The organism is Pandoraea sp. ISTKB, from assembly GCF_001721285.1.
Taxonomy (GTDB): Bacteria; Pseudomonadota; Gammaproteobacteria; order Burkholderiales; family Burkholderiaceae; genus Pandoraea; species Pandoraea capi.
The window spans coordinates 163,069-176,513 of the sequence record NZ_MAOS01000050.1 but is presented as its reverse complement, the minus strand read 5'-3'; the positions used below and the strand labels follow the sequence as shown (position 1 = coordinate 176,513).

Here is a 13,445-nt window from a genome sequence, read left to right as displayed (position 1 = left end):
TGCGCGCATAAGCTTCGCATAAACAATTGCTTAGCCGGTGCCGGACGCAGTCGTAGGATCGGATCTTTCCCTCGGTTCCTACCGCGCCCGCATGTGAAGGCCGTCATCATGGCAAATTCGTTCCGTCTCCCGCAGTGGTTTTCCTCCCTCGCTTCCTCCCTCGCTTCCTCCCTCGGTTCCTCCCAAACCCAGCCTCATCCGTCTCAAAGTCCGCGCCTGCTGCCCAACCGGTTGCCGCGCAAGTTCCTGGCGCTTGGCGCGGCACTGGCCGTGGCGGCCGTCGCGTTGCATCTGCGCCCGGCGCTTGCGGCACCGGCGTCCGGCGATCCCGTCTGGGTCGGGGTATCGGGGCCGGTGACGGGGCAGAACGCGCAGTACGGTTTGCAATGGAAGCGCGGGTTCGACCTCGCGCTGGACGATATCAACGGCGATGGCGGCATCAAGGGGCATCCGCTCAGCCTCGACTTTCAGGACAGCCAGAGCGATCCGCGTCAGGCGGTTGCCATCGCCCAGAAGTTCGTGGGCGATCCGCGCATTCTCGTGGAACTGGGCGACTTCTCCAGCCCCGCGTCGATGGCGGCCTCGCCGATCTATCAGCGCGGCAAGCTGATTCAGTTCGGCTTCACCAACTCGCATCCTGACTTCACCAAGGGCGGCGACTACATGTGGAGTACGTCGATCAGTCAGGCAGAAGAACAGCCGTTGCTGGCCGACTTCGTGGTGCGTCAGCTCGGCCTCAAGCGCGTGGCCGTGCTGTATCTGAACACGGACTGGGGACGCACGAGCAAGGACCTGTTCACAAAGGCTGCCGAGCAATACGGCGCGAAGGTCGTGGCGGCCGAAGGTTATCAGCCTGACGAAAAGGATTACCGCTCGACGCTGGTGCGCGTGCGCGATGCCAAGCCCGATAGCTTGGTGCTCATCTCCTACGCGCCGGATGGCGCGCAGATCGTGCGTCAGGCGCGTCAGGCCGGGGTGACGCTGCCGACCATCGGCGCAAGCTCGCTCTATTCGCCCAAGTTCCTCGAACTCGGTGGTGCGGCGGCGGAAGGCGTGCATCTCGATTCGAACTTCTTCCCTAACGATCCACGCCCCGAAGTGCAGCGCTTTGTGACCCGCTATCGCGCGAAGTACCAGCAGGAGCCGGACGCCTTCGCCGCACGCGCTTATGACGCCCTGCTCGTGACCGCTACCGTGTTGCGTGAATTCGGCGCCTCACGCGAGGCGGCACGCAAGGGCTTTGCGCAGGTAAAGGATGCGCCGAGCATCGTCTTCGGCAAGGTCGCCTTCGATCCGCAGACCCGTCGCGTGGCGCAGGCGAAGAACGTTCACCTGATCGTCAGGCAAGGCCAGTTCGTGGTGTGGCAGGGCGATGCGCCCAAGGTCGCGGCGAAGTAAGCACAACGAAGACGAGTACGACGAAGTCGCAACGGCGCACGTCGCAAAGTTCTGGATGATGTCATGGGTTCATGGTTCGACTACACGATCAACGGGTTGATCGTCGGTAACATTTACGCGCTGCTGGCGGTCGGGCTGGCGCTGATCTTCGGGGTATCGCATCTGATCAACTTCGCCCACGGCTCCGTCTACTCGGTCGGCGCCTTTCTGGGATGGGGGGCGATTACCTATCTGCACACGCCGCTGCTGGCGACGCTCGCCATTGTGGTGATCGGGTGTGCGTTGCTCGGCGCGGTAATCGAACGACTCGCGTTGCGTCCGTTGCAGAACGCGCCGCGCATCGCGCCGCTGCTCGCCACCATCGGCGTGTCCATCGTGATCGATCAGTGCGTGCAACTCGGCTTCGGCGCCGATCCGCGCGCGCTGCCGAATCCGCTGCCGGACTGGCGGTTGTCCATCGGCGGGGGCAGCATCGGCGCGCTGGATTTGCTGATTGCCGGTGTGGGCATTGGTACGGCGGCCATTCTCTTCGGCTTTCTGCGCTTCACGCGACTGGGCTGGGCGGTGCGCGCCACCGCGCAGGATCGCGACGCCGCCCGACAGATGGGCGTGGACGTCGATGTCGTCAACAGCACCGTATTCGCGATTGCCGGTGCGCTCGGCGGCGTGGCCGGTGTGCTCGTCGGCATGTACTACAACAGCATCGATCCGTCGATGAGCTATCAGGCCACGCTCAAGGGCGTGGTGGCGCAGGTGATCGGTGGCGTGGGCAACGTGCCCGGCGCGATTGCGGGCAGCCTGCTGCTGGGCGTCATCGAGAGCTGGGGCGTGGGGCTGCTCGGATCGAGCTATCGGAATCTGTTTGCGTACGTGCTGCTCATCATCGTGCTCGTGTGGCGCCCGAACGGGTTGTTCTCGCGTGCAGCGGCGCGCCCACCCGAACCGCTGACGGGCACCTTCATTGCACCGAGTCGTCCGGTCGTGATACGCCCGCGCTGGTGGGTGCTGGCGTTCGTCGTGGCGGCGCTGCTGCCGCTCGCACCGACTGCGCTGGTCGGCGACTACCTGCTGCGCACGCTGACGAATGCATGGCTGTACGGCCTGCTGGCGCTGTCGCTCACGGTAGTGGCCGGCACTGCCGGGCAGGTGTCGCTGGGTCAGGCGGCGCTGCTGACGATCGGCGCCTACGCGTCGTCGCTACTGGCGCTCGATGCAGGATGGCCGGTGCTCGGCGCGATTCTCGCCGCGAGCGCGGTGACCGGCGTGATCGGCGCGCTGCTCGTCTGGCCCGCGTTCCGGCTACGCGGTCACTACGTCTCGATTGCCACCCTCGGCATCGGGGAGATCGTGGCCCTCGTGGTGCTCAATGGCGGCAACTTCACGCGCGGCCCCATCGGGGTCGCAGGCATTCCGCCGCTGTCGCTGGGCGGCTTCGAAGTGCTCGACGTGCGCGGCCAGTACTGGATCGCGCTGACGGTGCTCGGGGTGCTGTCGTTCACGCTGTGGCGGTTGCTCGGCTCGCATCTCGGGCGCACTTGGCGTGCCATGCGCGACGACGACGTGGCCGCACGCGCGCAGGGCATTGCGCTCGATCGCTACAAAGGGCTGGCCTTCGGTGTGGCCGGTGCGGTGGCAGGCATGGGCGGCGCGATCATGGCGCACGTCTTCTCGTACATCAATCACGAGACGTTCACGTCGCAGGTGTCGGTGCTCGCGATCACGATGGTCATTCTCGGCGGGTTGGGCAACCTGGCCGGTGCGGTGCTGGGGGCGCTTGCGCTCATCGGTCTGCCGGAGTGGTTCCGGGGCCTCGCCGACTATCGCATGCTGATTTACGGATTGGCGCTGTTGCTGCTGATCCGCTTCCGTCCTCAAGGTCTGCTGGGAACCCGCTGATGGCTTCGCTTTTACAGATAGATGGCCTCACGCGCCGCTTCGGCGGGCTGACGGCGCTTGCACCGCTGACGCTTCATGTGAACGAGGGCGAACTCGTGAGCGTGATCGGCCCGAACGGTGCGGGCAAGACGACCTTGTTCAACGTGGTGAGCGGGGCGGATCGGCCGGATGGCGGCCGCGTCACGCTGGCCGGGCAGGACATTACGGGCTGGGCGCCGGAAGCGGTCGCCCGCGTCGGGCTGGCGCGCACGTTCCAGCATGGACGCGTCTTCGCGAACCTCTCGGTGCTCGATAACGTGCTCGTCGGCGCACACACCCGGCTGCAAGCCGTGATCCCGGGGAGCGGACGACGAGGCGTGGCACGCTGGCTGGGGGCGCTGGCAGAACTCGGGCTGGCGCTGGTGCGCCCGCCTGCCGTGCGCGCGGAAGAAGCCGCGCTGCGTGAACAGGCGCTCGCGCTGATCGCACGCTTCGGTGAGCGGCTGACGCCGCGTCTGGACCATCCCACGCACAGCCTGTCGTATGCGAACCGCCGACGCGTGGAGATTGCGCGGGCGCTCGCGTCGCAGCCGCGCATTCTGCTGCTCGACGAACCGACCGCTGGCATGAATCCGAGCGAGACGGCGGAAATGCAGGCACTCATTGCAGAACTCAAGTCCGAAGGCCACACGATTTTGCTGATCGAGCACAAGCTGGAGATGGTCATGGCGTTGTCCGACCGGGTGATCGTGATGGACGACGGGCACAAGATCGCCGAAGGGTCGCCGGAACACGTACGGCAGGACCCGCGCGTGATCGAGGCTTATCTCGGCACGCGCTACGCACAGCAGGCGGCGGGCACGCAACGCGATAACGATCGCAAGAGGGAAGCCGCATGAGTTTGCTGGAACTGTCGGGAATCGACACTTTTTACGGACCGTCGCAAGTCCACTTCGACCTTGGCTTCTCGATTGACGAAGGCAAGATCGTCTGCCTGCTGGGCGGTAACGCCAGCGGCAAATCGACGACGATGAAGATCGTGCTGGGTCTGCATGCACCGCGTCGCGGCACGGTGCGCTTCGCGGGCGAGGACATCACGGGGCTCAAGACGCCGGCCATCGTCCGGCGCGGCATCGGCTCGGTGCCGGAGTCGCGGCGTCTGTTCGGGGCGATGACCGTGCGGGAGAACCTGCTGATGGGCGCGTATTCGCGACGCGACAAGGCGGCGATTCAGGATGACTACGAGCGCATGCTGTCGCTGTTTCCGCGCCTGAAGGAGCGGCTGACGTTCGCAGCGGGATCGCTCTCCGGCGGTGAGCAGCAGATGGTCGCCATGGCGCGTGCGCTCATGGGGCGGCCTCGCCTGCTGTGCATGGACGAGCCCACGATGGGCCTGTCGCCCCGCTATGTCGACCACGTGCTCGAATTGATTCAGACGGTCAACCAGAGCGGCGTGACGGTCTTCATGGTCGAGCAGAACGCGAACCTCGCACTGGCGATTGCGCACGACGCCTACGTCCTGCAAACCGGACGCATCGTGTTGCATGGCGACGCACGCACGTTGCTCGACGATCCCCGCGTTCAGGACGCGTACCTCGGTGGTAATCCCGCCACCGCTGTTCACTGAAAGAGGGGTGGGCGAAGCGATGACCTCGCTTCGCATGACGCGCATTGGCTTCGGGTTGAGCATTGGGGTGGGAGTGGTTGGGAATACATTTCGAATTCCTAACTAAAAATAATGTGGACCATGAAAATCCCAAGCTCCCCCAATCTGTCTGCCGATCTCGCAAATCATCCCGCACCCGCGACGCCGCATCCGGTGACGCCGTCATCAGCGAACTTCGCGGCCGAGTCTTCGGCGTCTTCCTCCCAACGGCTCCAGCCGCTCCAACCGTTCCAATCCCTTCGTCCTCTCGGCCCTGCGGTGTCGGGCGCGGCGTCGCGCAGACCACGCGCGGCGCTGCCCACACCGGTGGAACGGCAGGCGTCGTCGGCGTCCCTGGCTTCCTCGATGTCTTCAGCGACCTCGACGGCGTCGGTCGAGACCCCGGAGGCGCGTGCGGTCCGGCAGGCGGGTGTCCATGCTGTCGTCGCTGAATACTTCATGCGTCACGCCACCGAAGGCGAAGACTCGAACCACGACGTGCTCGCCGCGCAGATCGACGACCGTGTCGCGGGGCTGGTCGCGATGGGGGAAACCGGCGAGAGCGTAGCGGCGACCTTTTCCAAAGCGCGTTGGCACGACATTGGCAGTGAGGGCGCGCGGGGTTTCGTCGGCTCGGTGCCTTTCGGTGTGGCGTCTCGTCTGCTCGACACGCTGCCGGGCATTGGCGACACCGTGGTGGCAGGAATGAACGCGTTGCCGGGGCTGCGGCATGCGCCGGACGCTTTCAAGGCGGGCGCAGCGGCGGGCATGGTCTCCGGCGCCATCGATCACGTGGGATCGCAGGCCTTGGGCCCGGCGATGACCGACACGCAATGGCTCGCCGCGCCGCACGCAGCACTCGAAGGGGCGATGCCCGAGGCCAAAGCCCGGGCGGAGGCGGGCATGTTGCGTGCCGTCGGGCAAAGCGCCGCGTCGATTCAGACGTTCACCGCGCGTAACGTGGTGCGTGGCGTCGTCGGACCGACGATGACGGCACTGGGCCACGCAGCGGCGGCCGCAGAGACCGATTCGTGGCTGGCCGCGATCGGATCACCGTTGGCAGGGGCGGGGTTCAACGTCGGCAACCGGTACTTTGCCGAGCGCGACCATCGCGTCGGACCGGAGTACCTGCTCGGGCGTACCGACTGGAAAGCGCAGTATCAGGCGCTCAAGGCGGCCACGTGGACGGGCGCGGCGGCCAATGGCGCAGGGCGTGTGGCGAAGGCGCTGGTCAACACCGTGGATGCGACGCTCAGCGCACCGCAGACGCTGCTGTCGTCCACGAGTCTCTCGATGAACGTCGGTGCGCTGGGGGCAGGGTTGGGCGCGGTCACGATGGCCACGACCGGGGCGGGGGCGCTGGCCAGGCAGGCCGGTGCGGGCGAGGCGGGCGTCTCGGCCGCGCGGCATGCGGCACGCACCGTCACGTCGGCGGGCGTGTTCGCCTCGTGGACCACGGCCGCCATCGTCACGCAACCCGCCGTCGATGCCGCGCGGGGTGCCTCGGCCGCCATCGGCAATCTGGTGCATAAGGGCGTGTCGACGGCGGTCAACGCCGGGGCAGACGCCATCGGCAAAGGCGCGCAGGTCATCGGTGAGCAGGCGGAAGCCGGGGCAAATTACCTCGGCCCGAGGCTGAGCACGGCGCGCGACACCCTGCTGCGCCGGCGGACCAACGCCACGCCACAGAACGTCGAAGACGGGGAGTCGCACGAGATGCCTGTGGTGCCGGAATAAACCCCGATCCTCAAGTGTTTCACTGGCAGTCGCCGCGAGTGCGATCTCAATGGACTGTGCCGAAACACTGATCGGGGGTAACGAAATGACTATCGTACGGCGTCTCGTCGTCACGCTGGGGGTGGCTTTGTTCGCGCTGGCGTTTGTCGGCGGATACGGCTTGCTGCAACTCGGGCATGCGTTCAACCGCATCGAAGGGCTGGAGACACAGACCATTCCCGGTCTGCAATCGATGTCCATGGCGCTCGACGATGTCGGCGACATGCGGCTGAACGTCTACCGCTATGTCGTAGACGGTGTCGACGACGCGAGCCGTCAGTCGATGGAAAAAATCATCGCTGACGCCGACCGTCGTTACGATCAACATCTCGGTGAATATCGCTCACACGGTTTCATCGACGCCGCCGACCGGCAGTTGTTCGATGCCGATCTGGCGAACATCGCCGCCTATCGGCAGGCGCGCCGGACGTTCTTCGCGCGCATGCGTGCCGGCGACCGGGACGCAGCGCTCGGCATGCTGCACGACGGGGGCGACGTCCACACGGCAGCCGACAACCTCAACAAGGGCCTGCACAGGCACCTCGCCTACAACGTCGAGCAGGGGCAGACGGTGCGCACCGAGAATGCGCAGGCCTATCGCATGGCGACCGGCGTCATGGCGGCGATTGTGCTGGCGGCGCTGGTCCTGACGGGGGCGCTGGGTGCGCGGCTGTATCAACTGATCCGGGACGGCTTGCAGCGGCTTCAGCGCACTTTGCAGCACATGAGCGAATCGCTCGACCTGTCGCAACCGGCGAGCGTCGCACGTAGGGACGAGATCGGTCTGACGGCCGTCGCGCTGAACCAGTTGCTCGAACGCATCTCGGTCGTGATTACCGAAGTGCGCACGTCGAGCGATGCCGTCAGTGTGGCGTCCCAGCAGATCGCCGCCGGCAACATCGATCTGTCATCGCGCACGGAGCAGCAGGCCGCGTCGCTCCAGCACACGGCGGCGAGCCTCGGCGAGATTACGGAGACGGCGCAACGCAACGCGGACAGCGCGAATCAGGCGAATACGCTGGCGATCGACACCACGCGAATTTCGGAGGAGGGGCATCGGGTCGTCAAGCGGATGGTCGAGACGATGAGCGATATTTCGTCGAGTGCGTCGCGTATCGCCGAGATCACGAACCTTATCGAAGGCATTGCATTCCAGACCAACATCCTTGCGCTCAATGCCGCCGTCGAAGCGGCGCGCGCGGGGGAACAGGGACGGGGCTTCGCCGTGGTGGCTGCCGAGGTGCGCAACCTCGCGCAGCGCTCGTCGAGTGCTGCCAGGGAAATCAAGGGATTGATCGAACAGTCCGTCGTGACCGTGCAAGCGGGGTCTTCACAGGCGGAGGAAGTCGGGCGGGTGACGGCGTCGGTGCAACAGGCGGTGACGCGTGTCATGGGCATCGTCGGCGAAATCGCCTCGGCGTCGGACGATCAGGGGCACCGCATCCAGCAGATTCATCAGGCCATCGGGCAGATCGACGAAGTCACCCAGCAAAATGCTGCGCTCGTCGAGGAGGCGGCCGCAGCCTCCCAGTCGCTCGACGAGCAGGCCACCCGCATGCGCGGCACGGTCGCCGTGTTCACGGTGGCTGCGGCGGCGTGAATTGCGGGAATGGGGGATTGGCGGGCGCGGAGCAAGGTCAGCGCACGCGTAGTCCCCACAGGGCGTCGAGCACGTGCCGGGTGGAGCGTTCGAGCGTGCCGGTGGCGTGTGCGATGCCCAACTCCCGCCACAGCGCCGGTCGTAGCGCACGCATGGCGATGCGCTCGTCGGTATGGGGTGTCATGGCCTCGTGCGGCAGCAGGGCTGCGCCGTAACCCGCCGCGACGAGACTCTTGATCGCGTCGTTGTAGTTCAGCTCGATACGCGGCGTCGGACGATGGCCCGCCACGGCAAACCACTCGGCCGTCTGGCGCGACAGGCGTGTGGTGCTGTCGTTCAGGATGAGCGGCTGGCTGGCCAGCCAGTCGGGCGTTACGGTCTTGGGGCTGGACCAGTGCGCAGGCAGGAAGGCCATGACGGGATCGCGCCGCCATTGCCGGATCGTCAGCCCCTTGACCTCCGGCTGCGGTAACGCGACCAGTCCCAGATCCAGCGCGCCACGGTGCAGACGGCTGAGCGTCTCCTGAGACGTCAGAATCGCGACCTGAACGTCGATGTCCGGATGATCCAGCCGCAGCGTTTCGAGCGCCTGCGGCAGGATATGCGCGATGGCCCCGGTGGACGCCCCGATCCGTACGCGTCCGGCCAACCCCTGTGCATGACGCTCGATGTCCTCCAGCGTGCGTTCGGCGTCGGCCAGCAAACGTCGGGCGCGCTCGACCAGCGCCTCGCCGACGGACGTCGGCCGCACATGCCCGCGCTTACGTGACAGCAGTTGCGCTCCCACGCGGGCTTCCAGATCCGAGATGTGCAGGCTGACGGTCGGCGGCGAGAGATGCAGCGCCTGCGCGGCGTCGGCAAACGAGCCGCTGTCGGCCACGGCAACGAGCGTCTTCAAGCGGTCCAGGCTGATCTCTCGCATCGCAATGTCCTGATTCAGAAAAATGGAATTTCAGGTTCATGAAATTCAACTTTTTTTATTTTAACCGCAGCGCGAAGATAACAGTTCGATACGGTTCACGAACGAGAGATAGGGGTAATCGGACATGGCTTCTCCGCTGATTTTTATCGATGGCGATCAGGGCACCACGGGCTTGCAGATTCATGACAGGCTGCGCGGTCGCACCGATATTCAACTGGTCACGCTGCCGGACGCGCATCGCAAGGATCCGCAACGCCGTGCCGAAGCGATCAACGATTGCGACATCGCGATTCTGTGTTTGCCGGATGCCGCAGCGCGCGAGGCGGCGGCGTCCATCGTCAATCCGCGTGTGCGGGTCATCGATGCCAGTTCTGCCCACCGCACGCACGCCGAGTGGGTGTATGGCCTGCCGGAACTGACGAAAGCGCAGGCATCGCGCGTTGCGAGCGCCAGCCGCGTCTCGAATCCCGGGTGCTATCCGACGGCCGCCGTCGGGCTACTGCGGCCGTTGCTCGATGCGGGGCTGATTCCGCGCGACTACCCTGTGAGCATCAACGCCGTGGCGGGGTATTCCGGTCGCGGACGTGCGGGCGTCGACGAGCATGAAGGACCGAATGCGATAAGCCGCTCGCAGCACCGCGTGTACGGCCTGGAACTGGTGCACAAGCATGTGCCTGAAATCCAGCAGCATTCGGGACTGGCGTTCCGGCCGATGTTCATCCCCTCGTACAGTTCGTACCGGCAAGGGATCGTGCTGACGATTCCGCTGGAGACGCGTCTGCTGGCACCGGGCGTGGACGGCGAGACGCTACACCGCTGTCTGTCGGCTCACTATGCCGATGAAAAATATGTGCAGGTGATGCCGCAGGACCTGTCAGGCGCTGGGAAACAACTCGATCCCGAAGCGCTAAACGGGACCAACCTCATGCAGCTGAGCGTCTTCTCGCACAAGGAAAACGGCCAGATTCTGCTGGCGGCGGTGCTCGACAACCTCGGCAAGGGCGCGTCAGGGGCGGCGGTTCAGAATCTGGAACTGATGCTCGGACAGTGAGCGTTTGTTGCCGACGAGGGTGACCGGACGATGTGGTATCTCCGGCCGTTGCCCTTTTTTGTTCATGAGGATGCGGTATCGTGGGGGCCTTCCGTAATCCGTAGTTGAAGTTGCCACATGATTCCGCGTCACTCTGATCCCGCGTTTTTCCAACTCCTCGCGGATAGCCATGCCCGACTGCTTGGCCGTCCGCTAGTCCCTGAAGACATCCCTGCCGAGCAAGCGGCTGAATGGCTGTACGAGCACGCGCCGTTTGGCGTGCTGGCACACGAGAATGCGGCCGATCCGACGTTCATTTACGGGAACAAGACTGCACAGCAACGTTTCGGCTATACGTGGGACGAGATTACGGCGTTGCCGTCACGGCTATGTGCGGAAGCCCCCAATCGCGAGGAGCGTCAGCAATTTCTGGATCGCGTTCAGCGACTTGGATACGAATCAGGCTATAGCGGCTTGCGCATTACCAAGAGCGGCAAGCGATTCAGAATCGAGGACGTCACGCTCTGGCAACTGATCGATGACGACGGCAAGCTGCATGGGCAAGCCGTCGTCATTCCGCGCACCAGCGATCTCTGAGCGTTCCTGCGTATTTCAGGGCGCGAATCAGGGCGTCATCATCACGCGCCCGAACGCCTTTCGCGACTGCACGTAGGCGTGCGCGATCTGCGCCTGATCGAGCGGGAAGGTCTGGTCGATCACGACCTTGAGCTCACCATCGGCGACGCGACGAATCAACGCGTCGACGACCGCATGCACACGGTCGTGCTCATGATCCAGACGCGTGGGGAAATACACGCCGTGCACGCTCTGATTGCCGCGCCATAGGCTGACCGGGTCCAGCCGGGTGGTATCGCGCCCGGATACACCTACGGTCACGATGCGTCCACCGTAAGCGAGTGCCTCCACGCCGCGCACGAGTGTGGTCCCTGCAATGCTGTCGACGATGAGGTCGACGCCGCGTCCTCCGGTGAGCGTCTTCACGCGCGCGACGAAGTCGTCGGCGGCGTAGTTGATGCCGGCGCTCATGCCGAAAGGTGTCAGGCGCGACAGCCGCTCGTCGCTGGACGCCGTCGCGTAGACGGTGGCGCCGGCGGCGCTTGCCAACTGGATGGCCGCAAGCCCGAGCGCGCCCGCCCCGGCGTGCACCAGCACGGTTTGCCCGGCCTGAAGGCCGCCGGTGTGGAACAGGCACTCATGCGCGGTGCCCCATGCCACCGGAATCGCGGCGGCGGCCATCAGGTCCAGCGCATCAGGCACGACCCACGTATCGGCCGCCGGCGCTGCCACGCGCTCGGCGTGCGATCCCCATGCAAGCACGGCAACGACACGCTGCCCGACCTGACGGTTGCGCACGTGCGCGCCAACCTCGCTGACCACGCCCGCGCATTGATAGCCGACGATGTGAGGCACGCGCGCCAGTGGACGAATCTCACGATTGATGAGATCGCCGCCTTCGAGCGAGATGGCCTGAATATCGATGACGACGTCATCGGGGCCGCAGACGGGATCGTCCACGGATTCGAAGCGGAAGACCTCGGGGCCTCCGTTCACGTAATACACGGCTGCTTTCATTTCAGTGTTTCTCCTGTGCTGCGATCATTGCGCGGCAATTGGCACGATCGAGCCAATGCGCCAGCCGTCGGTCGTGCGTACGGCGACTTCATAAACGAGATAGGGAGCGGTTCGCGCGTCGGCATCGGTGTGTCCCAATGTGATTTGCGTGGGCGCGTACAACTGGGCGACATCGGGCGTCAGTGCCACGATGCGCAACTGCGCCATATCGGGCTCGAATTTCCATACGCCTTTGAACGTCTCGCGAAAATGCTCGACCAGCGCCGCTTTGCCCCAGTAACGGTAGGCGCGCGCGACGAAGACGACGGGGTCCGTGCCGTCGGACGACGGGTTGGCCAGTACCGATTCGAATGCGGCAAGATCGTGTGCGGTAGCGGCGTTCGCCTGCTTGGCGAACAGTGCGGTCACCTGCTCGCGATCGCTGTCGCTGAAACTCGTCGCCGCGTGGCTCGACTGCGGGAGGACGGACATCGCGCACGCGAGCGCAACGCCGAATGTCGTGAGGGTTTGCCGGAGCATCGTCGGCCTCCTTATTGCGCGGGGACAGGAAGAATCGCCGTGAACTTCCAGCCTTGCGGCGTGCGAACGGCAAACTGGTTGATGAGGAACGTGGCCGTGGTGGCAGGTTTGCCCGGTCCGCCGAGCGTGACTTGCGTCGGCGCGTAGAGTTGGGCGGTGTCGTCGCTCAGCGGAATCACCTGAATCTGGGCTGCATCCGGTTCGAGGTGCCATGTCCCGGCGAAGGCTTCGCGGAAGTGCTGCATGACGGCGTCCTTACCCCAGAAGCGATAGGCCCGCGCGACGAACGACACGGGGGACGGGCGTCCGGCATCGCTGTCCGCCAGAACGGTGTCGAGCGTCGCGATGTCGTGGGCGTTTTCGGCCGCGACCTGCGTGAGAAACAGCGAGCGGACGCGCGCTTCATCGCCGGGCGACCAAGTGGCGGCAAACGATACGCTGGCATGCATCATGGCGAGCGCCATCATCGGAAGCAGCGTGCAACTACGAAGGGAATACCGCATAAATATCCTCATATGCCCGTATTTGAGAAATGAAAACGCGGACTGGGCGGCCCGCGTGATCCGGTGTGTCGCTTATCGACGCTCGGTAGCGTCGTTGTCCTGGAGGTCGAGTGCGGCAATCCGCGCCATGACACGACGCATGGCGAGCGCGTCTTCCTTGCCGAACAGGGTTTCGAACTGTTTCTGCGCGCGGTTCCACGCGAGCTTGCCTTCGGCTTCGAGGGCCATGCCTTCGTCGGTCAGCGTGACTTCGCGCTCGCGCCGGTCGCGTTGCCCGACGCGGATCGCGATGAGTCCGTCGCGCTCAAGCGGGCGCAGATTGTGACCCATCGTCGCGCGATCCATGACAAGCGTCTCGGCCAGATCCGCGATGGTCGACGGTCCCCGCGTCGCCACCAGATTGAGAATGGCGTATTGCGTGCCGCGCAACCCCGTATCGGCCAGACACGTGTCGTAAAAACGCGTCACGTGCCGCGCCGCTTTGCGCAGGGCCGTGTTGTTGCACACGCCGGGGACCGGATTCGATGCGTTCATACGAGGTTTCATGCTCAGGGTGAGGCGATGTCCGGATTATGTGGGCATAT

The 13,445-nt window shown here is 65.0% G+C and carries 14 protein-coding genes; 8 read left to right on the top strand and 6 right to left on the bottom strand.

All coding sequences use genetic code 11. The features are described 5' to 3' along the window. The first annotated feature begins 108 nt into the window (after positions 1-108). The 4 genes from A9762_RS19555 to A9762_RS19540 all read left to right on the top strand — a co-directional run bounded on the left by A9762_RS19555 (position 109) and on the right by A9762_RS19540 (position 4,900). Complete coding sequence (locus tag A9762_RS19555; protein ID WP_083254122.1) at positions 109-1,398, top strand: ABC transporter substrate-binding protein; 1,290 nt, start codon at positions 109-111, stop codon at positions 1,396-1,398. 63 nt (positions 1,399-1,461) lie between these two features. Then, entirely contained in the window at positions 1,462-3,294 is a 1,833-nt protein-coding gene (locus tag A9762_RS19550) for an ABC transporter permease (protein WP_069343669.1), read from the top strand. Beyond that, the gene (locus A9762_RS19545) at positions 3,294-4,172 is read left to right on the top strand and encodes an ABC transporter ATP-binding protein (RefSeq protein WP_069343668.1); all 879 of its coding nucleotides are present in this window, start codon (positions 3,294-3,296) and stop codon (positions 4,170-4,172) included. Before A9762_RS19550 ends, A9762_RS19545 begins: the two co-directional genes overlap by 1 nt. Next, positions 4,169-4,900: an ABC transporter ATP-binding protein gene (locus A9762_RS19540; RefSeq protein ID WP_069343667.1), complete on the top strand. Its 732-nt coding sequence runs from the start codon at positions 4,169-4,171 to the stop codon at positions 4,898-4,900. The genes A9762_RS19545 and A9762_RS19540 overlap by 4 nt, the downstream gene beginning before the upstream one ends. A 164-nt stretch (positions 4,901-5,064) precedes the next feature. On the opposite strand, the gene A9762_RS19535 is transcribed toward A9762_RS19540, so the two are convergent. Continuing rightward, positions 5,065-5,379, bottom strand: coding sequence for a hypothetical protein (locus A9762_RS19535; RefSeq protein WP_069343666.1), 315 nt, complete (start codon positions 5,377-5,379; stop codon positions 5,065-5,067). On the opposite strand from A9762_RS19535, the gene A9762_RS28635 reads away from it, so the two are divergent. Continuing rightward, entirely contained in the window at positions 5,378-6,655 is a 1,278-nt protein-coding gene (locus tag A9762_RS28635; RefSeq protein WP_069343665.1) for a hypothetical protein, read from the top strand. The genes A9762_RS19535 and A9762_RS28635 overlap by 2 nt on opposite strands. An 85-nt stretch (positions 6,656-6,740) precedes the next feature. Continuing rightward, positions 6,741-8,294, top strand: a complete 1,554-nt coding sequence (locus A9762_RS19525) for a methyl-accepting chemotaxis protein (RefSeq protein ID WP_069343734.1) — start codon at positions 6,741-6,743, stop codon at positions 8,292-8,294. A 37-nt stretch (positions 8,295-8,331) separates the two neighbouring features. Here the strand turns inward: A9762_RS19525 and A9762_RS19520 are convergent, their stop codons facing one another. Further along, on the bottom strand, positions 8,332-9,216 hold the full coding sequence (locus A9762_RS19520; protein ID WP_069343664.1) for a LysR family transcriptional regulator: 885 nt from the start codon (positions 9,214-9,216) through the stop codon (positions 8,332-8,334). Positions 9,217-9,340: 124 nt separating this feature from the next. Between A9762_RS19520 and argC the strand changes: the two genes are divergently transcribed. Beyond that, a complete protein-coding gene (argC, locus tag A9762_RS19515) occupies positions 9,341-10,267 on the top strand; it encodes an N-acetyl-gamma-glutamyl-phosphate reductase (RefSeq protein WP_069343663.1) in 927 nt (308 codons plus the stop codon). A 117-nt stretch (positions 10,268-10,384) separates the two neighbouring features. Then, complete coding sequence (locus tag A9762_RS19510; protein ID WP_069343662.1) at positions 10,385-10,843, top strand: MEKHLA domain-containing protein; 459 nt, start codon at positions 10,385-10,387, stop codon at positions 10,841-10,843. 27 nt (positions 10,844-10,870) lie between these two features. Here A9762_RS19510 and A9762_RS19505 read toward each other — a convergent pair whose 3' ends face one another. From A9762_RS19505 to A9762_RS19490, 4 genes are all read right to left on the bottom strand, one after another. After that, positions 10,871-11,839 (bottom strand): zinc-binding alcohol dehydrogenase family protein, encoded by a 969-nt coding sequence (locus tag A9762_RS19505; protein ID WP_069343661.1) that lies wholly within the window; start codon positions 11,837-11,839, stop codon positions 10,871-10,873. A gap of 24 nt (positions 11,840-11,863) precedes the next feature. Then, positions 11,864-12,358 (bottom strand): nuclear transport factor 2 family protein, encoded by a 495-nt coding sequence (locus A9762_RS19500; RefSeq protein ID WP_240493636.1) that lies wholly within the window; start codon positions 12,356-12,358, stop codon positions 11,864-11,866. A gap of 11 nt (positions 12,359-12,369) precedes the next feature. Continuing rightward, positions 12,370-12,861 carry a nuclear transport factor 2 family protein gene (locus tag A9762_RS19495; RefSeq protein ID WP_240493635.1) on the bottom strand — a complete coding sequence of 164 codons (492 nt, stop codon included), beginning with the start codon at positions 12,859-12,861 and terminating at the stop codon, positions 12,370-12,372. 72 nt (positions 12,862-12,933) lie between these two features. Further along, positions 12,934-13,395, bottom strand: a complete 462-nt coding sequence (locus A9762_RS19490) for a MarR family winged helix-turn-helix transcriptional regulator (RefSeq protein WP_069343659.1) — start codon at positions 13,393-13,395, stop codon at positions 12,934-12,936. Positions 13,396-13,445: the final 50 nt, after the last annotated feature.